Source organism: Celeribacter sp., assembly GCF_048266405.1.
GTDB lineage: Bacteria > Pseudomonadota > Alphaproteobacteria > Rhodobacterales > Rhodobacteraceae > Celeribacter.
Genome location: NZ_JBLWZO010000001.1, coordinates 721,422 through 746,370 on the forward strand (window position 1 = coordinate 721,422; position 24,949 = coordinate 746,370).

A 24,949-nucleotide genomic window follows, 5' to 3' on the forward strand; every position below is an offset into this window, starting at 1 on the left:
AAACGGGCAAAGCCATAGCTATAAAACGGCCCCTGAGCAGTTGAGCGGAACGAGCAGACAAAAAGGTGACAGGCACCATGCGTAAAATTGTAATGATTTCGCTGGCTCTTACGGGCGCGATGGCTCTTTCGGGATGCGAAGGCGCAATGTCCGAAGTGAAAAGGGCGAAAACAGGCGTCAACGTGATTGACGAAAGCAACCTCAACGAATTGATGCTCGGCGCGGCAGACCCCAATGAAGCGGTCTCCTACTTCTCGCGCTCCGTTGCCCAAGACCCCACACGCGTTGATCTCAAACGCGGCCTCGCCAAATCCCTGATCCGCGCAGGCCATGCCGATGCCGCTGTCAAAGCATGGGCAGCCGTGATGGAGCATGAGGACGCGACAAGCGACGACCGCGTCGATTACGCCGACGCACTAATCCGCGTGGGCGACTGGAAAGGCGCAGAGAAACAACTCAACTCCGTGCCACCGACCCACGAGACCTACAAACGCTACCGCCTTGAGGCGATGATTGCCGACAGCAACCAAGAGTGGAAAAAGGCCGACAGTTTCTATGAAACTGCCGCAGGCCTGACCACCAAACCCTCCTCGGTTCTCAACAACTGGGGCTATTCCAAATTGACCCGCGGCGAATACAAAGAGGCCGAAGTTCTCTTTGGTCGCGCGATCACCTATGATCCCTCGCTGTTTACGGCCAAGAACAACATGGTTCTGGCCCGCGGCGCGCAGGGCAAATACGATCTGCCCGTCGTCGAGATGACACAGATTGAACGCGCCCAGTTACTCTACACCTTGGGTCTCTCGGCTGTGAAATCAGGCGACACCGTGATCGGCAAAGGTCTGATCAAGGAAGCCATCGAGACGCATCCACAGCACTTCGAGGCCGCCGTGCGCAGCTTGCGCGCCCTTGAGGACAATGTGACGAACTGATGCTGACGCTGACAACAGGTGCGGCGCTGTGGTTCCTCATTGCCACCTCGCCCGTCGCCTTTCTCTCCGCCTTCAATGACCTCAAACGGATGAAGCTGCCCAACGGGTTGGTCTTGACCTTGGCCGCGATCTACGTGGTCACTGCGCCTTTTTTCCTACCGTTTGATCAATACCTATGGGGCTTTGCCCACGGGATCATCATGTATGGCGTAGGTATCTTTTTATTCATGTTCGCAGGTGTCGGCGCGGGTGACGGCAAGTTCGCCGCGGCCATGTCGATGTTCATCCCTGTCGCAGATGTAATGCCCGTCTTGATGATTTTCTGCGCCTTCCTGCTCGGCGCCTTTGCGGCACACCGCTTGCTGCGAGCCACCCCCGCCGTGCGGCGCGCCACTCCCGATTGGGTCTCATGGGGCCACAATAAATTCCCGATGGGCCTCGCCCTCGCTGGGACGCTTGTCACCTATTTCGCGCTTGCGGCCTTTACCGGCTAGTGCCGCAGGCCCCTACTCGTCCTTCACAATCGGATAGATCAGGAACGCATCGTCGCGGATCGCGGGTTTCAACTGCAATCCCGCACTTTCCAACGCCTTGAGCGATGCTTTTCGATAGGCCTCCGACAAGGGGCACAAGGGCACGATAATCGCATCCGCATTTTCAAGGCCCGGTGTGCCCGCATAATACCACGGTGCGCCCTCCTTTAGCGGAGTGAAGCCGCCAATCATCCACACCATCGAAGCCACGTCTGCCACGTAAAACTGCGCCTCGGGCGGATAGTTCAACGGAGGCTTTTTCAACTGTGCCGAAATATAACGGTCCATCGCCGTGTCCCCCGACATCAAGGTACAGCGTGGCAACGTCTCGCCAAGGAATGTGGTAGCATCACGCGCTTTACTCTCCGCCTCATAGGCGGCAAGCGCGGGTTTATCGTCCGCAAGGAATTGCCGCGCCAGCATCACCGCTGAGCGGTCATCATAGACAAAGACATCGTCCGTCTTCGGATGCCCATCAATTTGCAGACTGTATTTTTCGGTGTTCTCCGCGTAATGGCGGAACGGACTGGTTATGATGTTTTGCAGCGACGGCATAATCAACGCAAAGGATACAAGGGCAAGCGCCCCGAGCGCGTCCTTTCCTTCGGCATTGAACAGCACCCGAATGCCACGCACAGGGCGATGCGCGAGCAGGTAGATACAGAGCAGTATCAGCCATTTGGGATCATTGCCGAAGTTCTGATAGGTCACATAAATGAACCCCGGCACCAAGAGCATCAGCAACAGTCCCGCACGGGACTGGCCACTTTGCCGCAACACGATGATTGCCAGGATCGCCACGAGCGTCGCGACAAAGAACCGAGGGCCGTTGACCACTTCGGACAAGGGCACACCAGGTGCGGCACGGGTCTCCGACCCCACCACCGTGAGCAGATCGCTGATATAGGCTTCAAAAATCCCCACGCCGAAAAACAGCGCAATCACACCGGCACAGATCGCCCCCGTCACCAGACCTGCGAGGAGCGAGGCATAGGCACGGCGCAGCACCAGAGCCAACACAATCGGAATGAAAAACGCGACAAAGTACGTGGGTTTGCTCATCGCCATGCCCGTGAGCATCAACCCGATAAAGGCCCCGTCGATCCGTGGATGGGCGAGATCCTTATGCGGCTCGATGACGGCAAGCAAGATCGCGACGAAGGCCATCACCCATGCCCAACGGTTGTAATACATCGACACTGAAATCGACAACGTGTCTTCGCCATGCACAAGTGCGAGAACAAAGGCGATGCTCACCACCCCGAACAGCCACGCGGAAATCCCCGTCAGCCGCGATGTGCCCACACGCCAGATCATCGGCGCGAGGATCAGCGCCATCACAACCTGCCCCGCGATAAAGGCCTGACCAATGCCAAAACCTGCCTTGGCCATCAATGCGACGGGCAACAGGGCCACCAATCCAATCGGTGTTTCGAAATCAATATGTGGCACCGCCCCTGCCCACATCCGCGCGATCATATCGACCATATAGGACGTATCGCCCTCATACCGGTCGACATACAGTCCGCCCTTGGCCAACCCGATCCCGCCCCAAACGACAATCAAAGCAATGAGAACGAGGGCATAACGTAGAGGGGGGATTTTGGTCATGGGGCCGAACCTTCGGTTGGGTGTCATGTCTGTTAATGGTGTTCGCGGGCAAGGTACGGGCAAACATGGCATCACAAAAGAGACAAAGATCCGAAATTGGCCTTATTGGTGCCGAATTTCCCCTCTAACCAAGGATCAAACCACCAAATCGGCTGCGCAATGCGTAGCACGAGCAATTTGAGAGACCCTGCGATGAATATGCAAGTGCAACCGAATGTCTTGGCCCCGACCCAACCCAAAACGTTGGAGGACACGGGCCTTAACATGGTGATGATGCGGGATATTTTGCTCAAAACCATGTTTCGGACCAATCAGGAACACGTCACACAACTCTCAAGAACCATGTGCCTGTCCGCCGCCCTGACACAAGACCTCGTGGATAATGTGCGCGAACAGGGCCTTGTTGAGGCAACAGGGACATTGCATGCGGGATCAGGATCGGAGATGGGCTTCCGCCTGTCTGACACGGGCAAAGCCCGCGCCCTCGACGCCTTGTCGCAATCGGAATACTTTGGCCCGATGCCTGTCCCGCTCGAACGCTACGCCGAGCAGGTCAAAAAGCAATCCGTGCGCAATATGACGATCACACGGCAGGCGCTCGTCTCCGCTATGGGGCACCTCATCTTGCCGCCCGATTTGCTCGATCAGCTTGGACCCGCTGTTGGTGCAGGTCGCTCGATCCTGATGTATGGCCCTCCCGGCAACGGTAAATCTTCAATTTCCAACGGGATTCGCGATGCCTTGGGCGATCTGATCTATGTGCCACGGGCCATCGAATACAACGGCATGGTCATCACCGTCTATGACCCTCTGATGCACGTCAAACGAGAAGAGAACGAAGACAGCGAAACATCCCTGCGCCGCACGGCCAACCGCTTCGACCGCCGCTATGTGCGCTGTGAGCGCCCCACGGTGGTCACAGGGGGTGAATTGTCGCTCGACATGCTCGACCTTGTCTACAACCCAACCGCACGCACCTATCAAGCGCCGCTACAGCTTAAATCCACTGGCGGCATCTTCATCGTGGATGACCTTGGCCGCCAAGAAGATCCACCGCAAAAACTCGTCAACCGTTGGATCGTGCCACTCGAAGAGAACAAGGATATTCTCGCCCTGCAATCGGGTGAAAAATTCGAAGTGCCCTTCGACACGCTGGTGATTTTCTCCACCAACTTCCACCCGAACGAGATTTTCGATAAAGCGGCGCTGCGTCGTATTTTCTACAAGATCAAAATTGACGGCCCCGATCAGGCGGGTTTCCTCAAAATCTTTGCGATGGTGGCGAAGAAAAAAGGTATGCCGCTCGATCAACAGTCGCTTATCCATTTGCTGCAGGAAAAATACAGCACGATCGACAACGTCTACGCGAACTATCAACCTGTGTTCCTGATTGATCAGATCATGGCCATCAACGAGTTTGAGGGCGAGCCCTATCACATGACACCCGAGCTGATTGACCGCGCGTGGGCGAACATGTTCGTCAAAGAAAGCAGCTTCGACCACTAACATCATGCGCGCGGGGGATGATCCTCCCGCGCCTTGAAGCCCTGCTTCACATTTGCATTAGGCCTTCTCACTTTCCAAACCGATCTCACCACGTCATGCTCCCCGAAAAGGGAGGACATCCAATGACGAAAATCGGTGTGGCCGGCGTCGGCCGAATGGGCGGCGGAATGCTCAATAACTTGCGCAAAAACGGGATCGACGCGGTGGGGTTCGACATTCGCGACCCCTCCGAGTTTACCCTGCCCGTCACCAATGATGTCGCGGCCTTTGCCGACGGGTTGACCACCCTCATCACCGTGGTGCGCGACGCGGCACAGACCGATGCGCTGCTGCTTGAAACCCAAAAGATGATTGAAGCAGCTCCCGACCTGCACACGCTCATCATCTCCTCCACCGTCTCGCCGCGCTACCTGTTGGCGCTGCGCGAGAAGCTCCCCGCAGACCTTAACGTTATCGACGCGCCGATGTCAGGGGCCGAAGTCGGCGCCCGCGAGGGCACACTTGCCTTCATGATCGGCGGAACCGAGGCCCAAGTGGCCGACAACATGGTGCTGTTCGAGGGCATGGGAAAACTGTTCAAACACATGGGCGAATTTTCCATGGGCGCTCAGGCCAAAGTGCTCAACAACATGCTCTGCGCCTCGCATGTTATCGTCGGGCGTCTGGCGCTCGATTGGGCCCGTGAGGCAGGACTGGACGAGGATAAATTGCTTGATCTCTTTGACGGCGCGACGGCGCAAAACTGGTTCACCTCACGCTACAAAGATATCGAATTTGCCAAACACGGCTACGAGCCCGACAACACAATCGCCATTTTTGTCAAGGATCTCGGCTGCATGGTCGATGCCGTTCCCGAAGGCGCCTCGACCGCCATTCCCGAGATGCTGATAGAACACATGCGCGGCCTCAAACCCGTTGACTGAGATACGATGGGTCGAGCCTAAAATATGCCCAACCCATCGTCCAAACGCTCAAAATCTGAGGCAGGCCTTCGTATTGCATTGACCTGCGCACCTGTGATGCGTTTTCCTCGATCCAAAACCGAGGAGCGCAACGCATGAGCGTCACAATCAAACATATGACGGGACCGATAGAGGCCCAAACCGTCGACGGTCTCGCCGTCCTCATGTCCGCCTGCGTCGAAGACGGCGCCGCCATTGGAATGGTCCACCCGTTCGGCGTCTCCGACGCCCGCGCCTTTTGGCAAGGCAACGTACTGCCAGAGGTCGAGCGCGGCGACCGTGCGCTCTTTGTGGCGCACGACAACACAGGCCTTTGCGGCACGGTGCAACTGGTCACCTCTATGCCGCCAAACCAACCGCATCGCTGCGAGATCGCCAAAATGATGGTGGCGCCCTCGGCGCGGCGACGCGGCATCGGGCGGGTGCTCATGGCTGCGGCCTTGGATCATGCCCGTGCGCTCGGCAAACGCACAGTCACCTTGGACACACGCAGCGGCGATGTGGCTGAGCCGCTTTATGCGTCAGTGGGGTTTGAAGTGGCGGGAGAAATCCCTGATTTCGCCCTTGATCCTGATGGCGCGACACTGCACGCCACCACCTATATGTATCTGAAATTATAGTCGTTTAGGCCGTCAGACCCTTGGGCTCGGCCAAGCCATGTGTACGGCAGCACGCGGTCAGCGTATTGGCCAACAGGCACGCAATGGTCATCGGGCCAACCCCACCAGGAACAGGGGTGATCGCACCTGCGTTCTGGACGGCTTCCGCGAAATTGACGTCGCCGACGAGACGCGATTTGCCTTCGCCTTTTTCAGGCGCGGGAATGCGGTTGATACCCACATCAATCACGGTCGCGCCCTTCTTGATCCAGTCGCCAGGGACAAACTCGGCGCGTCCCACAGCGGCCACAACGATATCGGCGCGGCGCACCACATCGGCGAGGTCTTTGGTACGCGAATGCGCCACCGTCACGGTGCAGCTATCGCCGAGCAAAAGCTGCGCCATCGGTTTGCCCACAATGTTGGACCGCCCGATCACAACCGCGTCGAGCCCCGACAGAGAGCCGAGGTGATCGCGCAACATCATCAGACAGCCAAGCGGCGTGCAGGGCACCATTGCCTTTTGCCCCGTAGCCAACCGCCCGACGTTGGAAATGTGGAATCCATCCACGTCCTTTTCGGGCGCGATGGCATTGATCACAAGGCTCTCGTCGAGGTGCTTTGGCAAGGGCAACTGCACGAGAATGCCATGCACCTCACTGTCGGCGTTGAGCCGTTCGATCAAAGCCAGAAGATCAGCCTCTGAAGTATCGGCAGGCAATTTATGCTCGAATGACTTCATTCCCACTTCGACGGTCAATTTGCCTTTGGAGCGCACATAGACTTCGGAGGCGGGATCATCACCGACGAGAACCACAGCCAATCCAGGAGTGAGGTTTTGCGCTTCCTTGAGGCGGGCAACGTGGTCGGCCACTTTGGCCCGTACGGTCGCGGCAAAGGCTTTTCCGTCGATGAGTTGAGCTGTCATGTCTTGGCTCCTTGATTGGGCTGTGGGGTGGTGGTCATCGCACGGTCTTCGCGGGCGATCATACTCTCGATCATGAGGCGCCACATCGCGGCGGCTGTCTCGGGCTCGAACCCCTCAACCTCAGCCGCAGCACGTACCTTTGCCACGACATCCTCAACGCGGGACTCGATGCGGGCGGGCAGACCTGCTGCGGGTTTGATCTCCGCCGCGCGATCAATGTGTTTTTGGCGCAGCGCAAGCAGACGGACCAACGCGCGGTCGATCTCGTCAATCTGCATCCGCAGATCAGCCATCGTGTCGAATTCTTGCGGCGATTTAAATGTCATGTCGCGGCCTCCGCGCCCGCTGTAGCACGGGTTTAAATGAGTTTGAAGATCACGCTTTGCACAAGGTGGCGAAAAGTCATCTGAACGCCCCCAACGATACCGCCGGACGCACTGTGACATCACGTGATCAAGACCACAATACGTCGTCCCATCAACGAAAAACCGCACCTCAAAAGGCGCGGTTCTCAAATCGTTTTGTATCTAGCACACGGCACAGATCACGCAGAGGGCTCTGGCTCCATGCCGCCATCCGATTTCGGCTTGGCCCGTGTTTTAGGCACGGCTGTCACCGAAGGCGATCCAGTATCCGAGGAGGACGACCCATCGTCGTCATCACCACGATTCAGCGCCTCACCCGCAATCACCTTCTGGATTTCCGCGCCCGTAAGCGTTTCATATTCCAAAAGACCCTGCGCGAGGTTTTCGAGGTCTTGTGCCTTCTCCGTCAGGATACGACGCGCTGTTTCATAGCCCTCATCAATGATCTCTTTAACCTTATCATCAATGATCTTTTGCGTGTCGGCCGAGTGGTTCGTTGCACCGCCGTAGCTGCCCAAATGGCTCTCTTGCTCATTGGCATAATCGACGTAGCCCAGTTCTTCGGCAAAGCCGAACTGCGTAACCATTGCACGGGCGATGCGGGTCGCCTGTTGGATATCAGAGGACGCACCAGAAGTGATGTTTTCCTTACCGAAGATCAACTCCTCGGCCACACGCCCACCCATCGCCATCGCGATTTTGGAGGTGTATTTGGTGTAACTCACCGACAGTTGGTCGCGCTCGGGCAAAGACAGAACGAGGCCAAGCGCACGGCCGCGCGGGATGATCGTCGCTTTGTGGATCGGATCATGTTGCGGTACGTTCAGCCCGACGATAGCGTGGCCCGCTTCGTGGTAGGCGGTCAGCTTTTTCTCGTCCTCGGTCATGACCATAGAGCGACGTTCCGCGCCCATCATGACCTTGTCCTTGGCATTCTCGAAATCTTCCATCGTCACGAAACGACGACCGATGCGCGCCGCGGTCAATGCGGCCTCATTGACGAGGTTGGCCAGATCGGCACCGGAAAAGCCTGGCGTGCCGCGCGCGATGATGCGCAGGTCGACATTGGGGCCAAGCGGCACCTTGCGAGCGTGAACGCCGAGAATTTTCTCGCGGCCCTTGATGTCTGGGTTTGGCACCTGCACCTGACGGTCGAAGCGGCCCGGACGCAGAAGCGCGGGATCGAGCACGTCGGGGCGGTTGGTGGCCGCGACGATGATGATGCCCTCGTTGGCGTCAAAACCGTCCATCTCGACGAGCAACTGGTTGAGCGTCTGCTCGCGCTCGTCGTTGCCGCCGCCGTAGCCTGCGCCACGTGAGCGGCCCACGGCGTCGATTTCGTCGATGAAGATGATACAAGGCGCGTTCTTTTTACCCTGTTCGAACATATCGCGGACGCGGGAGGCCCCCACACCGACGAACATCTCGACAAAGTCGGACCCCGAAATTGTGAAGAAGGGCACGCCTGCCTCACCCGCAATCGCGCGGGCAAGCAAGGTTTTACCCGTACCGGGAGGACCAACGAGCAGCGCGCCTTTGGGGATTTTCCCACCAAGGGCCGAGAATTTCTGCGGATTGCGGAGGAACTCGACGATTTCCTCAAGCTCTTCCTTGGCCTCGTCGATGCCTGCGACATCGTCAAAAGTCACGCGGCCATGTTTCTCGGTGAGCAGTTTCGCCTTGGATTTACCAAAGCCCATCGCTCCACCTTTGCCGCCACCCTGCATCCGGTTCATGAAATAGATCCAGACACCGATGATCAACACGAAGGGCAAGAAGGTCATCAGGACTGTAACAAATCCGCTCTCTTCTTGCGGGGTGCCTTTCACGGCCACGCCTTTGGCGACAAGTTCGCGCGCGATGGAATCATCACCGGGGTTAATCGCGTAACTGCGGCGATTGTCCTCCCCTGTAAACAATATCCGTTCGCCGTCGATCTCGACCGAGGAAATCTCCCCGGCGTCAACGCGCTTCATTAGGTCGGAATATGCGATCTCATTCGACGCCATGGACGCTTGATTGCCCCCAAGAACGTTAAACAGGGCCACAACGAGCATCAAAAGCACAAGCCAGAAGGCGAGATTACGTGCATTACCCAAGGGAGGTCTCCTCAAAATACGTCGCCCGCGCGAATAGGCGCGGGGCTTTCCTTTAAAATAGGGATCGAGCGCGTAAGTTCAATGCGATAAAAGCGAAGTGTAGAAGTGACCGGTCGGAAAAATCAATTCTGCGCGGCCCTCGCCGTGGTTTGCGACAGGCGCAGACACCAAAATATCGCCGTCAAATAACGCCGGTGAAGATTTCAGGCTTTCGCGTGGCGGGCATTGATCGGAACGCTCACCAAGTTGCGCCAAACCGTCATCGCCCAAGGCGCGGACGATTAACTGTTTATTTTCAGCAGCCTGCACACACCACCGCCCATCCCACACCTGATCAACAGTCCCCACCACCTGCGCCACAGCGCTGTGCTCGCGGGTCAGGCGTAGCGTTTTATCGCCGCCCAAGAGACGCACCCCGTGCAGCGTCGCATCCCGTCCGCGAGAGATCGCCGATAGAAACTCTTGCAGCTTCACACCACGTGGTCCGTAGTCAGCCGAGGCAATCCACCGCAGGGCATGAGCCACCAAACGGCGGTTCACCTCGGGGGAGCCTTCCAAAAAAGCACGTCGATCAAGGATCAAATCCCCGCCCTCAACCGTGATGCAGTCAAGCGCATGGTCATGGGTGGCGAAATCAAGAGCCGAGCGCACCTGCGCCAAATGGTCCATCACGCGCCCCACAACATGCATGTCGAGACCAAGCGGCTCCAAAGCCGCCATCGCCTTGCGGGCCTTCACACGATCATAGGTCTCGTCCTCATTGGACGGATCGTCGATCCACACCTGTTTCAGGCTGCGCAGGTAGTCGCGCAACTCTTCGCGCTCCTGCATGAGCAATGGACGCACCCACGTCACACCATCGGCAGTACGCCGCCGCTGCATCCCTGTCAGCCCGTCGATGCCAGAGGCCCGTGCAAGGCGCATGAAAAAGGTTTCCGCCTGATCATCGGCGGTATGGGCCAAGGCGATGGTATCAATGCCACGTGCCTTCGCCCATTCGGTCATAAGCCCGTAGCGGGCGCGCCGCGCGGCGTCCTGCACATTGCCCTGACCGCACCACCCCGTCCATGTTAGAGTCGTATGTTTGAGTTTAAGCGCCTCGCAGGCCTCCGCCACAAAACGGGCCTCCGCGGCCGCCTCAGGACGCAAACCGTGATCGACAGTCACGGGATGAAGCGTCACCCGCTCCGACGCGGCCCACTCCGCCAAGAGCCGCAAAAGCGCCATGCTGTCGCCGCCGCCAGACACGGCCACACCAAGTTTTTCGGGTTTGTCATAGGCAAAGGCCGACGCGATTTGATGACGCAACATGGTCTGTCCCGTCTCGCTCATGCCTGTCACAACACTCGTCCCACACCTTGCCCCTTACGGACAGCCAATGGTCTGACGCGCCGTTTGTGCTTCTGCATCCTCAGGCGCACCGGGGAAGCGGTTACCCACTTCAGTGAGCATCACACAACCACGGTCTTTTTGGCCCAAAGCCGCCAACGACATGCCTAAACGCAACAAAGCGGTCGGAGCGCGGTCGCCTTCAGGGGAGGTGGAAAAACTGTCGAGATAGGCCCGCGCCGCTTCCGCAGTCTGGCCCAACTGGGTCAGAGCCTCGCCGCGCATGAACTGGCTTTCACCTGTCAACGGTCCACCCGTGTAAGTCATCGCAAAGGTCGCAAAGGCTTCGGCAGCGGCTTCATATTGCGCCTCGTCGTACAGGCTCATCGCGTGATCGAAATCGGATTGCTCCGTCATCGCCATCGACCCGACACCATCCATCGGTGCCTCAGTGCCAGGCCCTGTGGCGACAGTCGGCCCTGTCTCGACCACGCCGCCAATCGGGGCGAGCGGTGGCAGATTGCCGATATCACATCCCGCCTCCAGTTCGCACAGTCGGAAATTGATGTCGTCGAGTTGGTTGGTCCCGTCCTTGACCACTTGGCCGATACGGTATTCCAACTCTTCGATCTTGGCGGTCAGGCGCGACAGAGCCGCCTCCATCAGGTCCACACGTTCCAACGTGCTTTCGCCCGCAAAGGCAGTGTTCGGCGCACCCGTGGTGCTTAACTCACGCGTCAGCTTGGTGATCTCCACCGACAAGACCGCTGCCTCTTGCCGGATATCGGCAAGCGTTTGCGCGTCTTGGGCGACACCGCCCTGTGCAGTTAGAATACAAAGGGCAGATACCGCCCCAAAGATCACCCGTTTCATCGCGTGCGCCTCACTTTGTTTGGTCTTGAACGTTGGTTAGCTCACGCCCGCGCCTGCGGCCAGAACGGTCACAGCACGACGGTTCTGCGCATAGCAGCTCTCGTCGGAACACACGGCCAATGGACGCTCTTTACCGTAGGTGACGGTTTTGAGGCGGGACGGTTGAACCCCTTGCGAGATGAGGAACGCTTGCACAGCGGCAGCGCGGCGCGAGCCGAGTGCAAGGTTGTATTCACGGGTGCCTTGCTCGTCGGCGTGGCCTTCGATGATGGTGGTGTAATCAGGGTTATCCAACAACCATTGCGCCTGTCCACGCAGGGTCGCACGCCCCTCGTCGGTCAGAGTGGACTGGTCTACAAGGAACAGCACACGATCGCCGATGGTCTGATTGAAATAGGCCACCGACGTCGGATCATTCACCGATCCGGGAATAATACCGGAATTGGCCCCTGCGTTTGCATTCATGCCATCCGCACCATTGCCGCCAAAACGACCGGGGTTGGTACAGGCCGACAGGCCCAAAGCGGCCACGAGGAGAACTGTGCGGGTCGCGGGTGTTTTCAAGAATTTAGTCATATCGATCATCCTTTGCGGAAGTGTATCTGCTCGTTACTTGTCTTGACTATAGCACTCTGCTCACGACTTGGGGAGAGTGCCGTTGACGCTCTATTTCAACAATGGCGACCATGCGGGATCAGAGGCTCCTGCATTGGTCGGAAGGCGTTTGAGGTTTCGCCCCGAAATGTCCACGGTATAGAGCGCGGACTCGCCCCCTGCCCCTTGGCCCTCACGGGTAAACATGATGACGCGGCCATTTGGCGACCAGCTTGGACCCTCATCAAGGAAGGACGCAGTAAGCAGCCGCTCCTCGGAGCCGTCCGTGCGCATCACACCAATGTGGAACCGCCCGTTGGCCTGTTTGGTGAAAGCAATAAGATCCCCGCGCGGCGACCAGACAGGCGTGCCATAACGCCCCTGCCCAAAGGAGATGCGTTTTGCCTCTCCGCCATTTGCGGGCATGATGTAAAGCTGCTGCGTCCCCGAGCGGTCACTCTCGAAGACAATCTGCGACCCGTCGGGCGAAAAGCTCGGCGCGGTTTCAATCGCGGGTGTCGAGGTCAGACGCTCGGCTTGCCCGCTGGCAATGTCCATGCGGTAGAGGTCGGTATTGGCCCCCGTCGACACGGAATAGACAACGGATCGTCCATCGGGCGAGAACCGAGGGGCAAAGGACATGCTTTCGGCCTGCACGGGCAGCGTGCGGCGCGTGACCGTGCCGACGTCGAGCATGGTGATCTGCGGAAAGCCGCTCTCATAGGACGTATAAAGCACGCGGTCGCCCGTGGGCGAAAAGCGCGGAGCAAGCACGATGGAGCTGTCGTCGGTGAGGTACTGCAAATTCTCGCCGTCGTAATCCATCACAGCGAGACGTTTCTTGCGGTCGTTCTTTGGTCCTGTCTGACTGACAAACACCACACGGCTGTCGAAATACGGCCCCTCGCCCGTAATGCGCGAATAGACCACATCGGCCACTTTGTGCGCGATACGGCGCCACGAACGGGAGGTGCCACCCAGTTGCAGACCGTCGCCCAAAGGCACATCGGCGTAGACATCAAAGACGCGGAACTTGACGCTCAGGTTGCCTTCGGCATCGGTGGCCACGGCCCCCGTCACCAGACCTTGGGCGTTGATCGCTTTCCAGTCGGCATATTGCACAGGCGCGTTGAACGAAGTCACTTGGCTGATATGTGCGGAGGGCGGGATTTCTCGAAACAGGCCCGTCCCCACAAGATCGGCGGCAATCACATCACTGATCTGACGCGCGAACTCGACGGCATCCGCACTCTCGGCGATGAAATCGGGGATCGCCAGTGGCACGGGCTCGATCACACCTTGGGTGATGTCGATCCTGAGCGGTCCGGGGTCTTGCGCCACGGCGGGCGTCGCCATGCCAAAGGACATCGCCGCGACAAGCGCACAGGGCAGCACACAGGCAAAAGAGATCACTCGTTTCATTTAAACCTCATCTGTTCGGGATCGAACGTCATTTCAATATTTCGCCAATGGTCGTATTTTTCCACCGGCAAATCAAATCCACGGGCACCACAGCGCAAGATTGCGCGACGGGCGACCTCATATGCAGCGTCAGCGGCGGCTTTTGAACCACCCGAGAAACCAAGCAACTTGAGCGACCCGCTATTCGGGGTGCCGTCCTGGTTCATCGACATGCCAACCGTAATGGTCGTACGTAGCGCATCCGAGGATAGCGCCCCCACGTTCCAACATTGTGACACGGCTACACGTAGCCCCTCGCGCTCACCACCTGTCAACGGCGGCCCGACAGGGCGCGCAGGGGCTTGCGGCGTATCATTCGCAGCCTGCGCAATCAGCGCTGAGGCGGCATCTGCGGCCGCGTTGGCAACCGCATCGGCGGCATCGCTATCCGTCTCTTGCGGCGCTGCGGGTGTAGGCGTTTCGGCCTCACGCGCCTCGGCGGCCCTTGCCGCAAGATTGGCAGGACGCGATTTAGGGCGCGGCGAGGTGGACATGCCCGATGGCGTTTCGGCCTCGGTCACGATCTCGGTTGTGGCCTCCTCGGGTGCGGCGTCGGGCTTGTCTTCTTCGACCACCTGCGTCTCCTCGGCATCGGGCGACACCTTGGGCGTTGGGGCCTCCGCAATTTCGGGCTGCGGCTCTGGCGTGGTCACGGCCTCGGGCGCGATGCGCGGCACGGGGCGCGGCGTCGGCTCTTGGTTTGGCACATCCGGCAGACCCGCACCTGGGTCTTCCAAAGACACTTCAGGTTCGGCCTGTTGCGGCGGCTGCTCGTTGACCTCCACCTGCGGCGTCAAGGGCGACGGCGTCTGCGGCGCGGGATCGGGTGTCGTGGCTTCGGGCTCGACTTGTGGCCGCGCTTGCGGGGCAGCATCCGAACTGGGCGCAGCATCAGGGGCCATTTCGCTCTGAGGGGCGGCCTGCTCGGGAGCCTGTTCGACCACAGCGGGAGCAGTGTTCGCGGTCATCGCCGCGAACTCGGCCTCGGAAATCAACGCGACCTCCTGTGTCGTCACAGGTTCACTGTCCTCAGGCGTCAGAAACAGACCGCCAAGGAGCGCATAGGCAATCAGGCCAAGGTGGCCCGCCGCAGAGATATACTGGCCCGTATTCACCTGCGCCTCTAGTTGCTTGAACCGTCGAGCGTGGGGCCGCCCTGCTCGGTCACAAGACCGATGTTGCGAAACCCGCCCGCGTTGAGGGCACCCATGACCTGAACAACATCAGCGTAGGGAATAGACCCATCCGCACGCAAGAACACCTTGTCATCAGTCCGCTCGGCGGCAATGGCCCTGAGCTTGGTGACAAGTTCGTCAACAGGTTCTTCGTTGGACATCAACAAAACCCGCCCGTCCGCGGTCAAGGTGATCGACAACGGCTCTTCTTCCTCTTGCGATAGCGCCGTGGCCGCCGTTTCGGGCAACTCCACGGGCACACCTACCGTCATCATCGGAGCCGCTACCATAAAGATGATCAACAGCACCAACATCACGTCGACAAAGGGCGTGACGTTGATCTCGCTCATCGCGGCAGACTGGCCACGGCGGCGCGATCTGCGCCCGCCTCCGCCCGACTTTTTCACAACACCTGCGCCCATGGCTCAGGCGTCCAATTCGCGCGACAGGATGGTGGAAAATTCGTCAGCAAAGGCTTCATACCCACCCAGAATGCGGTCGCTGTCTGCCGATAGCTTGTTGTAGAACACAACAGCAGGAATAGCGGCCAACAGACCCAATGCGGTGGCGAGAAGCGCCTCGGCAATGCCGGGAGCCACAACCGCAAGGTTTGTCGATTGCGCCATCGCGATGTCTTCAAACGCGGTCTTGATGCCCCAAACCGTCCCGAACAAACCCACAAACGGTGCGGTCGATCCAACGGTGGCAAGAAAGGACAGATTGCTGTTGAGGCTCTCGGCCTCTTTGGCAATCGCCACATCCATCGAGCGATCAATCCGCGCCTGAGCGCCCGCGATCAGACGACCGTCGTCGCGGTGAGAGCGCCGCCATTCGGTCATGCCCGCAAAGAACACGCGCTCGGAAGCCGTGGTCGGGTTGCCCGCCATCTGGTCATACAGCTCATCAAGCGGCTCGCCCGACCAGAACGCACGATCAAAACTATCCGACGCACCACGAGCGGCGCGAAAGGTGAGGTGCTTTTGGATGATGATCGACCATGACCAGAACGAGGCCACGATCAGCATCAGCATCACGATTTTCACAATGAAGGTTGCGCGCATAAACAGCGCGAGCAAGGAGAAGTCGATCTCCGATGCCATAGCAAGGGTGGTTTGTTCCATAACTGCTCTTTTTCCGCCTCTGGCCGCCTTTTGACGGCTCTATAGTTAACCTATCGTTTACTCTACCGGCAGCCCTCTCGCCAACACTAACCTGTGAAGCTCGGCGCAAAAGGGCGAAATTCGCCTCTTAAACAGGGAAATCAGTGCAGATTTCGGCGGATAATTGCCGGAAGCCGCGCCGGATGGCCGCTCTCGGTGATCGCCACAATCGTCACTTGCGCCGCAAAGAGCGTCTCGCCAGCGCGTTTCACCTCTTGGGTGAGGATGATCCGTGCGCCCGTCATCGTATCCACGCGGGTCTCAACGATCAAATCGTCGTCGAATTTGGCGGGGATGAAATAGTCGGCCTCCACACGGCGCACCGCAAAGACGACGCCGTCCTCCTCTTTGAGAATGCCCTGATCCACCCCCATATCACGCACCCATTCGGTCCGTGCCCGCTCTATGAATTTGAGGTAATTGGCATAGTAAACGATCCCCGCGAGATCGGTATCTTCGTAATAGACATGCACGGGAAATGTATGGGTCATAAGGCGCGGCCTCTATAAGATTTGCGTCGAACTTACGGGGCACCCAAGACACAGACAAGAGGCGAGACCCGCCTGCCCGCACCGTATCACCCTCAGGTCGCAATCAGCCGCGCATACAGACGCAAGGCATGGGACGCATCACGCGCCGCGCTCGGCAAGACAGGATCATAAGCCGCCCGCAGCACATTGGCGACATCGGGACGCACAACAGTGCCCTCGGGTGCCACCGCCAGCGGACTGTCTTGGGTGAAGGCCGTGTCAGACCATAGCAGCATCGCCTGCACCGCTTGCGACAGGGCAATCACATCGGCGGGCACTTCCTGCATCGCCTCGCTCATCCGCACGAAGGTGAAACACGCCTTGATCGCGCCCTCATCGTCAAACCGGAAAGCACGGTACTGGTGCGCCTTGCGCTCTTTCAGCGTGGCGACCTTATTCTCCAGATCAGGGATCATATCCCCCAAACGCGGCACGTCGAGCAACTCATCCCACTCGGCGAAAAAGAACACCATGAGGTTAGAGCCCAATTCAGGATCGGTTTCGGCAATCTCATGGCCCGCAATGGCCACACAGGCCTCAATCGCACCTTTGACGATTTCGAGCGTCGCATCCTCGACCCCGAAACACACGGGCGCAATGGGCCTGCCCCAGCGGGCAAACACATAGTCACCACTCGCGCGGGTAAATAGAGATTCAATGGCGTCGGGGCTTGTCTGTGGCTGGTCTTGTGTCATGGGGCAGCGTTTAGCGCGTCACGATCCGACGCGCAAATACTCACTTGTCAAAAAGCACCGCTTGATCGGGAGCCTTGGGCGCGTCCAACCCGAGGTGCGTCCATGTTTTTTGGGTAATCATCCGTCCGCGCGGGGTGCGTTGGATCAAACCCTGCTGCAACAGATACGGCTCAATCACATCCTCAATCGCATCGCGACTTTCCGACAAGGCCGCCGCCATCGTTTCCACGCCAACTGGCCCGCCATTGAAGTTCTCAGCGATCATCAACAGATAACGACGGTCGGCCCCGTCCAGACCCAAAAGGTCTACGCCAAGCCGCGTCAACGCATTGTCCGCGAGCGCCTTGGAGATTTTGCCATTCCCCTCGACCACAGCGAAATCCACCACGCGGCGCAAGAGCCGACCCGCGATCCGTGGCGTGCCACGTGCCCGTTTGGCAATCTCAAGCGCACCTTCGGTCTCGGTCGGCACGCCCAAGAGCCGCGCCCCGCGCGTGACGATCTCGTGCAACTCCTGCGTGGTGTAGAACTGCAACCGTGTCGGGATACCAAAACGGTCGCGCAGCGGTGTGGTCAACAGGCCCAACCGCGTGGTCGCACCGACAAGCGTAAAGGGCTGCAACTCGATCCGCACGGTCCGCGCCGCAGGGCCCTCTCCGATCACGAGGTCCAACTCGAAATCCTCCATTGCGGGGTAAAGAACCTCCTCGACCACGGGGTTCATGCGGTGGATCTCGTCGATGAACAACACGTCTCGGGCTTCCAGATTTGTCAGGATCGCCGCCAAATCGCCCGCTTTGGCCAACACAGGCCCTGAGGTCATCTTGAAATTCACGCCCAATTCGCGGGCCATAATCTGCGCCAAAGTGGTTTTGCCCAAACCGGGAGGACCGTGGAACAACACGTGATCCATCGCCTCTTCGCGCTGCTTGGCGCTCTCAATGAAAATGCGCAGGTTCGCGCGCGCCTCTTCCTGTCCGATAAACTCGCCAAGCACCTGCGGACGCAAGGCGCGGTCGGCATCCTCGGCACGCGGTTCGGGGCGCAGGGTCGGGTCTGGCTGATGATCATCACTCATAGCGGCATCCTACCCTTTCGGCGCGAGCAGTTTAAGGGCGGCCCGAATGAGCGTCGCCGTGTCCGCGTCAGGCGCGTCTTGTGCCGATTGCGCCACGGCTCCCACCGCATCCGACGGCGAATAGCCAAGGTTCTGAAGCGCCGATAGCGCCTCAGCCTCCGCACTGGCGTTGGCTTTAGGCGCAGGTTTCGGCGTAGGTTTTCGAGCGGGCGGGGTCGCAGCCTCGATCACTTCGCCCGAGTCGCCCACGTCATCGGTGTCCAATACAGCGTCTGCCAAAGAGCCACCAAGCGCCATGGCGGCGGGTGCTTTATCCTTCAGCTCCATCGTCACGCGCTGCGCCGTTTTCGGCCCAACACCCGGAGCGGCCTTGATCGCGTTCCAATCGCCCAAGGCAATCGCGCGGCCCGTGGCCTCTGCGCCAAGCGTGCCCAAAATGGCCATCGCCGCCTTCGCGCCGATACCCTGCACGGAGATCAACAAGCGATACCACTCTTTCTCCAACAGCGAGGCAAAGCCGAACAACTGCATCAAATCTTCGCGCACCAAAAGGTCCGTATAGAGCGAGATCGCCTCACCCCGCTGCGGCAAAGCCATGCGCGTGCGCTCGGAAACATGGACGATATAGCCCACGCCGCGCACGTCGATCATCACGTGATCTGCGCCGATATAGTCAACGATGCCAGTGAGTTTACCGATCATATCATCTCCATTAGGCCGTGGCCTTTTTCAGGGCGGCGGTCAAACGGGAGGACGACTGCGCGTGAAAGGAATGTGTGATGGCGATGGCAAGCGCGTCAACCGCATCGGGGCCCGCCAGTTTCGCCCCGGGAAGCTGTAGCTTGATCATATGTTCGACCTGCTGCTTGGCTGCGTGCCCCACCCCCACCACGGTCTTTTTCACCGCGTTCGGGGCATATTCACCGATGGGCAATCCCGCCTGCGCCGGCACCAAAAGCGCCACGGCACGGGCCTGGCCCAATTTGAGCGTGGCCACCGCGTCTTTGTTTACAAAGGTCTGCTCGACAGCCGCGCAATCGGGACTGTAGCTGCGCACCACTTCCGTCAATTGATCGAAAAGCGACAACAGGCGCGTGGCCAGTTCGTCGGAGGCCTGTGAATGGCACACGCCATTGGCCACATGGGAAATACGCGGACCGGCGACATCAATGATGCCCCACCCCATATTGCGCAATCCGGGGTCGATGCCCAACACACGCATATCTTTGCCCTGCTCTGTTTTTATCGTTACACAGGCATTAGCACGAAACGAGAACATTGACCAAGTGCTTTTATGACATTGTCCGTTCCGAGACCGGATTTCTCGCCAAAGATCAGACCCCGAAATGCGAAAGACCGCACCCGAGTGGGGTGCGGTCCTTTACGTGGCATCAGACGGGGCTATGAGGGAAACACGCCGCGCTGCCTGATGTATGAAGCCCTTTTACAGACCAGAGAATAACATTTTACCGTGTTCGGCAATCCAGACCGTTGTCGGATCGGCCGTCATAACCCATGCGCCGATACGTTCGACCAAAGTGCCCTCTTGGAGAGCCTCAACACGGGCGTTGTAGGATACCGCACCAAGAGACGCGAACACGAAGGCTTTGAACAAAAGCGCTCCGAGAAGCGTAAAAAACATAAAGCGTAGTGGGCGACGCGACGTATGGCGACGCGGACGTGCAACAATCAGACCATCTTGATTCACAGAATACACTGCACCACGAGCCAACTTTCGACGTTGAGCTTCGATCCGCGTCAGACGCTTCTCAAGTGACTGAGCCCCAGCATAAGCCATGGCATACCTCTTACATATCGGCCCCCACCGACAGTGACGATATTGCGGCGAAATGTGGCATAAATAGGGCAAAGGGGCCAAAATGGCCGCATTTAGCCCTATTTTTCAGAGGAGCGGACAAGCGTTAGTGACGTCCAGTCGACAATCTCTTCGCGGTGGATAAGATTGAAGCCAGAGCGTGAATAAACCTCAATCACCTCGTCGGCCTGAGCGTGCAGAATCCCCGAGAGAATCGCCACGCCCCCCTCTTTGACCTGTGCAGCCATGTCGGGCGCCAAGCCGATCAGCGGCCCCTTGAGGATATTGGCAAAGACCAGATCATAGGGCGCTTTGGCGATGAGAGTCTCATGAGCGAACCCTGCGGCCTCCAGACACACAACCTGCCCCGTCAACCCGTTGGCATCGACATTGGATTGCGCCACCTCCACGGCGACCTCGTCGATGTCAGAGGCATAAACGGTTCGGTCGGACACTTTCGCCGCCGCCATCCCAAGCACCGCCGTGCCACAGCCGATATCAGCCACGGTGTCAAAGGTGCGTCCTTCGGTGAGCAAGCGATCAAAGGCCCGCAAACAGCCAAGTGTCGTGCCGTGATGCCCCGTGCCAAAGGCCATCGCCGCCTCGATCAGAAGTCCGATTTTATCGTCGGGAAGTTTGTCGGCATCATGGGCGCCATAGACGAAAAAGCGGCCCGCCTCGACGGGGGCCAGATCGCGGCGCACCTTGGCGACCCAATCGGTCTCGGGTAGTTCGGCAATCTCGAAATCCGTCACCCCGTTGGCCTTCGCCAAAAGCGCCAGTTCAATCGCATCAGGTGTCTCGTTAAAATACGCGGTCACTTCCCAAAGGTCCGATCCGTCCTCAACCTCGAACACGCCTACGCCCGTAGGTTCGGGTAGCAACGCCTCGAGACGTTCTCCGACGGCTTCGGCCAATGATTTTCCGGTGATCTGTGTGACGGCTGTAAATGTAGGCATGACGTGGCTCCGCGTTGATGCTGCCTTCGCCATAAAGTGAACCCGCGCTTTACTCAAGCGCGGGTCCCATGTTTCGTCTCATCCCCTGCGGGATTATTGGCACGGAAGCCTAGGCAACACCGACACCCAAATTGATCGGGCAACTCACGCCTGTGCCTTTGAGACCGCAATAGCCATTCGGGTTTTTGGCGAGATATTGTTGATGTTCGGCCTCGGCGTAATAGAACGCACCCGCAGGCAGCAACTCTGTGGTGGTCGCGCCAAATCCCTTTTCCTGAAGCTGGGCATTGAACTGTTGGTTGGTCTGCTCGGCCTCCAACTGTTTGCGCCCGTTGTCATAGAAAATCGCGGAGCGGTACTGTGTGCCAGTGTCATTGCCTTGGCGCATCCCCTGTGTCGGGTCATGGTTCTCCCAAAACACCCGTAACAGCTCGATATAGCTGATCTTTGCGGGATCATAGACGACGCGGACGACCTCCGTGTGGCCCGTTTTGCCCGTGCAGACTTCGGCATAGGTCGGGTTGGGCGTATAGCCCCCCGCATAGCCCGCGGCTGTATTCACAACACCTGGCAATTCCCAAAACAACCGCTCGACGCCCCAAAAGCATCCCATGCCAAAAATCGCCACTTCGTGGTTCTCGGCAACGGGCGCCTTAAGCGGGCATTTGAACACATAGTGTTCCTGCGCCGTTTCAATCGGGTCGGGACGCCCGTCCAATGCCTCATCGGGCGTCGGTAGAGACAGTTTCTTAGTGAGCATACCAATCATGGCGGTCACCTCCTTGTGCGGTTTTATACTTTATTTATATGCGCGTTCGCGAATGAGTTTAGCGCAGAATAGCGACACGCCAAGGTGAATATTCGCACAGTTCCGTTACGCAGCCGGCTCCGCCGCCACGAGACGGAACAGCCGCCATTCATTGCCCTTGCGCGGATTGCGCGGGATCAACAGCGCCAACAAGAGTGAGACAAAGGCCATCGAGGCAGCCAGAATAAACACCCCGCTGGGCGAGACGATCCACAGATAGCCAAGGGCAGCAGGCAAAAAGACCGCCGCGATGTGGTTAATGGTAAAAGCCACCGCCGCTGTGGGCGCAATGTCTTCGGGATCGGCGATCTTCTGAAAATAGGTTTTGAGCGCGAAAGCCAGACCGAACAGCATGTGGTCGATCACATAGAGCGTCGCTGCCAACACCACGCCCCAACCGAGCCAATAAATTCCGCCATACATCAAGAACACGATGATCAGCCCGATATACTCAAGCACAAGCACAAACCGCTCGCCACGCACCGCCACCAGTTTGCCCATCATCGGGGCAACCACGATATTGACCACGAAGTTGATCAGGAACAGCCCCGTCACCTGATGCACCTCGAAGCCGAATTTCTCGACCATCATAAAGGCGGCAAAAACCACGAAAATCTGACGCCGCGCCCCTGCCATGAATTGCAGCGCATAATAAAGGCCGTAGCGGCGTTTCAGCACGATGGAGCGTTTTTGGGGGCTTGGCTCCTCGAACTGCGGATAGGCAAACATCGCAAACAGCGCGACCAAGGCGGTGAACCCGCCCCCCACCATATAGACAAGCGCATAGGACAGCTCGAACGCCTTCCACGTCAGCATCAAGGAGCCATAGGCCAAAAGCGACGCGGCACTGCCCGCGGCCATCAACCGCCCGATCACAATCGGCGCGCGCTCTTTGGACAGCCATTGAAGCTGAAGCGACTGGTTGACCGTCTCATAGTAATGGAACCCGATCGACGAGAGCATCGTCACCACCAAAATCCCGCCAAGCGAGGGAAAAAACGCAGTAACCGCGGTCGCCACGCCTAACAGCAGCAAGGCCACAAGTCCCAACACCTGCTCGCGCATGAACATCAAAAGCGCAATCACCCCGACGGCAAGAAACCCCGGAATTTCGCGCACGGTGTGCAACCATCCGATTTCGACGCCGGTGAACCCCGCCGCTTCGATCACAAAGTTATTGAGCAAAGCCGACCATGTGTTGAAGGCAATCGGCATCGCGAAGGCCATCAGGAACAAGAGGCTTTCGGGACGACGCCAAAGCGGCAGCTCGCGAGCACGCGAAATGGGAAAGAGTGCATTTTTCATGGAAAGACCTTTAGGGCCATTTTATGCGCTTGGATAGCGCCTAGCCGCGCACAGGCCCTACAACACGCCTGCGCGTCCCCGTTTTCACCACTCGCTAAGGACGCTCCGCGCGATGATTTCATATTCGAATAAATGAACGCGTGTGATATAGATCAAGGCAACCTGCCTCACCAGCCACCATAAGCGATGAAATCATTCGCGCGGGGGATCGCACCTATGGATATTCTTGCACTTGTCGAACGCATTGGCGAAGCACCCTCAGCCGCGTTGTTCGGCATGATCACAGGCCTCATTTTCGGCATCTCCGCACAACGCTCCCACTTTTGCCTTCGCGCCGCGACCATCGAATTTGCTCACGGACAGTTGGGCAAAAAGGTCGCTGTGTGGCTGCTCACCTTCTCGACCGCTGTGGTCTGGGTCCAAGGGGCCCAGATGCTTGGGCTGTTTCGCGCTTCCGACGCCCGCATCATGGCCGTTCCCGGATCATGGTCGGGGGCCATCATCGGCGGATTGATGTTCGGCGTTGGCATGATTTTGGCGCGGGGCTGTTCGGGACGTTTGTTGGTCATGGCCTCCTCGGGCAACCTGCGCTCGGTCGTCTCTGGCCTCATCTTTGCCGTCACCGCACAAATGAGCCTCAAAGGCATTCTGTCCCCCTACCGCGACCACCTTGCCGCGCTCTGGGTGACGCCCAACGGCGAGAACGTCCACATGTTGGCCGCGCTGCACCTGCCCTCGCAAACGGGATTGATCCTTGGCCTGTGCATTGCCGCTCTCGCGCTCTACCTCGCGGTCAAGAACCAGATCGGGCCGCGCATCTGGATTTTCGCCTCGGGTGTCGGCTTTTCCGTGGCCGTTGGATGGGTGCTGACATGGTCCTTGGCACAGGTGGCCTTTGACCCCGTGCCCGTGGTCTCCGCCACCTTCTCTGGCCCCTCCGCCAATACGCTGATGTTCTTTCTCGACCGAAACGCGGTGTTGGAATTTGACGTGGGCCTCATCCCCGGCGTTGTGATCGGCGCGTTCCTTGCGTCCATGTGGTCGGGCGAATTCAAATGGCAGAGCTTCGACAGTGTACCCGTGATGCGCCGCTCGATGATTGGCGCAGTTCTGATGGGCTTTGGCGCGATGCTGGCGGGCGGCTGCGCGATTGGCGCCGGCGTCACAGGCGGGTCGGTCTTTGCGGCCACCGCATGGCTCGCCCTGTTTTGCATGTGGGTCGGCGGCATGACGACAACCTACGTCCTTGACCGATTTGTTGGTCCCGAAGCGGCCTGATCCGTGCTAACCTTACCAAAAGGGAGGCGCACAGATGGCCGATAAAATCGACGTTGAAAACATCAACACCCCCGGAAAGACCACCCGCGTGGACGCCGCCAAATATACGGCGATGAAAACCGCGATGTTGGCGGTCGTCCCCAAAGGGACCAAGGGCCTCACCGCGGCACAGATCAAAGCGGGCATTCTGCCGCTGCTGCCCGACGACCTGTTTCCCGCAGGCGCCACCGCAGGATGGTGGCTCAAATGCGTGCAGCTTGATCTCGAAGCCAAGGGCGTGATGATCCGCCACGCCACCAAACCGCTGACCTTCTCGCAGGTTTAGAGGGGGGCGTCCCACGACGTTTTCAAGA

General features: G+C 58.7%; 27 protein-coding genes. 7 read left to right on the top strand and 20 right to left on the bottom strand.

What is annotated here, in order from left to right; genetic code table 11:
• Nucleotides 1-77 precede the first annotated feature (77 nt).
• Both ACN0TS_RS03685 and ACN0TS_RS03690 read left to right on the top strand, forming a co-directional pair.
• On the top strand, nt 78-932 hold the full coding sequence (locus ACN0TS_RS03685) for a tetratricopeptide repeat protein (RefSeq protein WP_417257951.1): 855 nt from the start codon (nt 78-80) through the stop codon (nt 930-932).
• Nucleotides 932-1,426, top strand: coding sequence for an A24 family peptidase (locus ACN0TS_RS03690; RefSeq protein WP_417257952.1), 495 nt, complete (start codon nt 932-934; stop codon nt 1,424-1,426). Before ACN0TS_RS03685 ends, ACN0TS_RS03690 begins: the two co-directional genes overlap by 1 nt.
• 12 nt (nt 1,427-1,438) lie before the next feature.
• Here the strand turns inward: ACN0TS_RS03690 and ACN0TS_RS03695 are convergent, their stop codons facing one another.
• Nucleotides 1,439-3,076 (bottom strand): hypothetical protein, encoded by a 1,638-nt coding sequence (locus tag ACN0TS_RS03695; protein ID WP_417257953.1) that lies wholly within the window; start codon nt 3,074-3,076, stop codon nt 1,439-1,441.
• A 192-nt stretch (nt 3,077-3,268) separates the two neighbouring features.
• On the opposite strand from ACN0TS_RS03695, the gene ACN0TS_RS03700 reads away from it, so the two are divergent.
• The 3 genes from ACN0TS_RS03700 (at nt 3,269) to ACN0TS_RS03710 (ending at nt 6,164) form a co-directional block, all read left to right on the top strand.
• Complete coding sequence (locus ACN0TS_RS03700; protein WP_417257954.1) at nt 3,269-4,582, top strand: ATPase; 1,314 nt, start codon at nt 3,269-3,271, stop codon at nt 4,580-4,582.
• Nucleotides 4,583-4,704: 122 nt separating this feature from the next.
• Entirely contained in the window at nt 4,705-5,505 is an 801-nt protein-coding gene (locus tag ACN0TS_RS03705) for an NAD(P)-dependent oxidoreductase (RefSeq protein WP_417257955.1), read from the top strand.
• Between the two features lie 134 nt (nt 5,506-5,639).
• Nucleotides 5,640-6,164 (top strand): GNAT family N-acetyltransferase, encoded by a 525-nt coding sequence (locus ACN0TS_RS03710; RefSeq protein WP_417257956.1) that lies wholly within the window; start codon nt 5,640-5,642, stop codon nt 6,162-6,164.
• A gap of 4 nt (nt 6,165-6,168) precedes the next feature.
• On the opposite strand, the gene folD is transcribed toward ACN0TS_RS03710, so the two are convergent.
• From folD to ACN0TS_RS03805, 19 genes are all read right to left on the bottom strand, one after another.
• Nucleotides 6,169-7,071, bottom strand: a complete 903-nt coding sequence (gene folD / locus ACN0TS_RS03715) for a bifunctional methylenetetrahydrofolate dehydrogenase/methenyltetrahydrofolate cyclohydrolase FolD (protein WP_417257957.1) — start codon at nt 7,069-7,071, stop codon at nt 6,169-6,171.
• Entirely contained in the window at nt 7,068-7,397 is a 330-nt protein-coding gene (locus ACN0TS_RS03720; RefSeq protein ID WP_417257958.1) for a chorismate mutase, read from the bottom strand. Before ACN0TS_RS03720 ends, folD begins: the two co-directional genes overlap by 4 nt.
• Before the next feature lie 218 nt (nt 7,398-7,615).
• The gene (ftsH, locus tag ACN0TS_RS03725) at nt 7,616-9,535 is read right to left on the bottom strand and encodes an ATP-dependent zinc metalloprotease FtsH (RefSeq protein WP_417257959.1); all 1,920 of its coding nucleotides are present in this window, start codon (nt 9,533-9,535) and stop codon (nt 7,616-7,618) included.
• Between the two features lie 78 nt (nt 9,536-9,613).
• Nucleotides 9,614-10,867 carry a tRNA lysidine(34) synthetase TilS gene (gene tilS / locus ACN0TS_RS03730; protein ID WP_417258181.1) on the bottom strand — a complete coding sequence of 418 codons (1,254 nt, stop codon included), beginning with the start codon at nt 10,865-10,867 and terminating at the stop codon, nt 9,614-9,616.
• Between the two features lie 33 nt (nt 10,868-10,900).
• On the bottom strand, nt 10,901-11,737 hold the full coding sequence (gene ybgF / locus ACN0TS_RS03735; RefSeq protein ID WP_417257960.1) for a tol-pal system protein YbgF: 837 nt from the start codon (nt 11,735-11,737) through the stop codon (nt 10,901-10,903).
• A gap of 36 nt (nt 11,738-11,773) precedes the next feature.
• The gene (pal, locus tag ACN0TS_RS03740; protein WP_417257961.1) at nt 11,774-12,313 is read right to left on the bottom strand and encodes a peptidoglycan-associated lipoprotein Pal; all 540 of its coding nucleotides are present in this window, start codon (nt 12,311-12,313) and stop codon (nt 11,774-11,776) included.
• A 90-nt stretch (nt 12,314-12,403) separates the two neighbouring features.
• A complete protein-coding gene (gene tolB, locus ACN0TS_RS03745) occupies nt 12,404-13,744 on the bottom strand; it encodes a Tol-Pal system beta propeller repeat protein TolB (protein WP_417258182.1) in 1,341 nt (446 codons plus the stop codon).
• Nucleotides 13,745-13,749: 5 nt separating this feature from the next.
• A complete protein-coding gene (locus ACN0TS_RS03750) occupies nt 13,750-14,907 on the bottom strand; it encodes an energy transducer TonB (protein WP_417257962.1) in 1,158 nt (385 codons plus the stop codon).
• A gap of 8 nt (nt 14,908-14,915) precedes the next feature.
• Nucleotides 14,916-15,389: a protein TolR gene (tolR, locus tag ACN0TS_RS03755; protein ID WP_417257963.1), complete on the bottom strand. Its 474-nt coding sequence runs from the start codon at nt 15,387-15,389 to the stop codon at nt 14,916-14,918.
• 3 nt (nt 15,390-15,392) lie between these two features.
• Nucleotides 15,393-16,088 carry a protein TolQ gene (gene tolQ / locus ACN0TS_RS03760; protein WP_417257964.1) on the bottom strand — a complete coding sequence of 232 codons (696 nt, stop codon included), beginning with the start codon at nt 16,086-16,088 and terminating at the stop codon, nt 15,393-15,395.
• Nucleotides 16,089-16,228: 140 nt separating this feature from the next.
• On the bottom strand, nt 16,229-16,618 hold the full coding sequence (ybgC, locus tag ACN0TS_RS03765; protein ID WP_417257965.1) for a tol-pal system-associated acyl-CoA thioesterase: 390 nt from the start codon (nt 16,616-16,618) through the stop codon (nt 16,229-16,231).
• A gap of 92 nt (nt 16,619-16,710) precedes the next feature.
• The gene (locus tag ACN0TS_RS03770; protein ID WP_417257966.1) at nt 16,711-17,352 is read right to left on the bottom strand and encodes a hypothetical protein; all 642 of its coding nucleotides are present in this window, start codon (nt 17,350-17,352) and stop codon (nt 16,711-16,713) included.
• Between the two features lie 40 nt (nt 17,353-17,392).
• Nucleotides 17,393-18,430: a Holliday junction branch migration DNA helicase RuvB gene (gene ruvB / locus ACN0TS_RS03775; protein WP_417257967.1), complete on the bottom strand. Its 1,038-nt coding sequence runs from the start codon at nt 18,428-18,430 to the stop codon at nt 17,393-17,395.
• 9 nt (nt 18,431-18,439) lie between these two features.
• Complete coding sequence (ruvA, locus tag ACN0TS_RS03780; RefSeq protein WP_417257968.1) at nt 18,440-19,132, bottom strand: Holliday junction branch migration protein RuvA; 693 nt, start codon at nt 19,130-19,132, stop codon at nt 18,440-18,442.
• A gap of 10 nt (nt 19,133-19,142) precedes the next feature.
• Complete coding sequence (gene ruvC / locus ACN0TS_RS03785) at nt 19,143-19,652, bottom strand: crossover junction endodeoxyribonuclease RuvC (protein ID WP_417257969.1); 510 nt, start codon at nt 19,650-19,652, stop codon at nt 19,143-19,145.
• 222 nt (nt 19,653-19,874) lie between these two features.
• The gene (locus ACN0TS_RS03790) at nt 19,875-20,228 is read right to left on the bottom strand and encodes a hypothetical protein (protein ID WP_417257970.1); all 354 of its coding nucleotides are present in this window, start codon (nt 20,226-20,228) and stop codon (nt 19,875-19,877) included.
• 98 nt (nt 20,229-20,326) lie between these two features.
• Nucleotides 20,327-21,205, bottom strand: a complete 879-nt coding sequence (locus tag ACN0TS_RS03795; protein WP_417257971.1) for a 50S ribosomal protein L11 methyltransferase — start codon at nt 21,203-21,205, stop codon at nt 20,327-20,329.
• A gap of 109 nt (nt 21,206-21,314) precedes the next feature.
• Nucleotides 21,315-21,974 carry a peptide-methionine (S)-S-oxide reductase MsrA gene (gene msrA / locus ACN0TS_RS03800; protein WP_417257972.1) on the bottom strand — a complete coding sequence of 220 codons (660 nt, stop codon included), beginning with the start codon at nt 21,972-21,974 and terminating at the stop codon, nt 21,315-21,317.
• A 105-nt stretch (nt 21,975-22,079) separates the two neighbouring features.
• Nucleotides 22,080-23,318: an MFS transporter gene (locus tag ACN0TS_RS03805; protein WP_417257973.1), complete on the bottom strand. Its 1,239-nt coding sequence runs from the start codon at nt 23,316-23,318 to the stop codon at nt 22,080-22,082.
• 216 nt (nt 23,319-23,534) lie between these two features.
• Here ACN0TS_RS03805 and ACN0TS_RS03810 point away from each other — a divergent pair, with 216 nt between their 5' ends.
• Together ACN0TS_RS03810 and ACN0TS_RS03815 are read left to right on the top strand one after the other, a co-directional pair.
• Entirely contained in the window at nt 23,535-24,596 is a 1,062-nt protein-coding gene (locus tag ACN0TS_RS03810; protein ID WP_417257974.1) for a YeeE/YedE family protein, read from the top strand.
• Between the two features lie 34 nt (nt 24,597-24,630).
• On the top strand, nt 24,631-24,921 hold the full coding sequence (locus ACN0TS_RS03815; RefSeq protein WP_417257975.1) for a DUF6958 family protein: 291 nt from the start codon (nt 24,631-24,633) through the stop codon (nt 24,919-24,921).
• The last annotated feature ends 28 nt before the right edge of the window (nt 24,922-24,949 follow it).

Bases quoted from the DNA above. Each gene is read 5' to 3' on its own strand.
- ACN0TS_RS03790 (WP_417257970.1), bottom strand. From the start codon at position 20,228: ATGGCTTATGCTGGGGCTCAGTCACTTGAGAAGCGTCTGACGCGGATC.
- ACN0TS_RS03815 (WP_417257975.1), top strand. From the start codon at position 24,631: ATGGCCGATAAAATCGACGTTGAAAACATCAACACCCCCGGAAAGACC.
- ACN0TS_RS03705 (WP_417257955.1), top strand. From the start codon at position 4,705: ATGACGAAAATCGGTGTGGCCGGCGTCGGCCGAATGGGCGGCGGAATG.
- tolR (WP_417257963.1), bottom strand. From the start codon at position 15,389: ATGGGCGCAGGTGTTGTGAAAAAGTCGGGCGGAGGCGGGCGCAGATCG.
- msrA (WP_417257972.1), bottom strand. From the start codon at position 21,974: ATGATTGGTATGCTCACTAAGAAACTGTCTCTACCGACGCCCGATGAG.
- ybgF (WP_417257960.1), bottom strand. From the start codon at position 11,737: ATGAAACGGGTGATCTTTGGGGCGGTATCTGCCCTTTGTATTCTAACT.
- tilS (WP_417258181.1), bottom strand. From the start codon at position 10,867: ATGAGCGAGACGGGACAGACCATGTTGCGTCATCAAATCGCGTCGGCC.
- ACN0TS_RS03700 (WP_417257954.1), top strand. From the start codon at position 3,269: ATGAATATGCAAGTGCAACCGAATGTCTTGGCCCCGACCCAACCCAAA.
- ruvC (WP_417257969.1), bottom strand. From the start codon at position 19,652: ATGCGTGTGTTGGGCATCGACCCCGGATTGCGCAATATGGGGTGGGGC.
- ACN0TS_RS03685 (WP_417257951.1), top strand. From the start codon at position 78: ATGCGTAAAATTGTAATGATTTCGCTGGCTCTTACGGGCGCGATGGCT.
- ACN0TS_RS03795 (WP_417257971.1), bottom strand. From the start codon at position 21,205: ATGCCTACATTTACAGCCGTCACACAGATCACCGGAAAATCATTGGCC.
- ruvB (WP_417257967.1), bottom strand. From the start codon at position 18,430: ATGAGTGATGATCATCAGCCAGACCCGACCCTGCGCCCCGAACCGCGT.
- ACN0TS_RS03805 (WP_417257973.1), bottom strand. From the start codon at position 23,318: ATGAAAAATGCACTCTTTCCCATTTCGCGTGCTCGCGAGCTGCCGCTT.
- ACN0TS_RS03770 (WP_417257966.1), bottom strand. From the start codon at position 17,352: ATGACACAAGACCAGCCACAGACAAGCCCCGACGCCATTGAATCTCTA.
- ACN0TS_RS03810 (WP_417257974.1), top strand. From the start codon at position 23,535: ATGGATATTCTTGCACTTGTCGAACGCATTGGCGAAGCACCCTCAGCC.
- ACN0TS_RS03695 (WP_417257953.1), bottom strand. From the start codon at position 3,076: ATGACCAAAATCCCCCCTCTACGTTATGCCCTCGTTCTCATTGCTTTG.
- ACN0TS_RS03690 (WP_417257952.1), top strand. From the start codon at position 932: ATGCTGACGCTGACAACAGGTGCGGCGCTGTGGTTCCTCATTGCCACC.
- ACN0TS_RS03720 (WP_417257958.1), bottom strand. From the start codon at position 7,397: ATGACATTTAAATCGCCGCAAGAATTCGACACGATGGCTGATCTGCGG.
- folD (WP_417257957.1), bottom strand. From the start codon at position 7,071: ATGACAGCTCAACTCATCGACGGAAAAGCCTTTGCCGCGACCGTACGG.
- ACN0TS_RS03710 (WP_417257956.1), top strand. From the start codon at position 5,640: ATGAGCGTCACAATCAAACATATGACGGGACCGATAGAGGCCCAAACC.
- tolQ (WP_417257964.1), bottom strand. From the start codon at position 16,088: ATGGAACAAACCACCCTTGCTATGGCATCGGAGATCGACTTCTCCTTG.
- pal (WP_417257961.1), bottom strand. From the start codon at position 12,313: ATGACTAAATTCTTGAAAACACCCGCGACCCGCACAGTTCTCCTCGTG.
- ybgC (WP_417257965.1), bottom strand. From the start codon at position 16,618: ATGACCCATACATTTCCCGTGCATGTCTATTACGAAGATACCGATCTC.
- ruvA (WP_417257968.1), bottom strand. From the start codon at position 19,132: ATGATCGGTAAACTCACTGGCATCGTTGACTATATCGGCGCAGATCAC.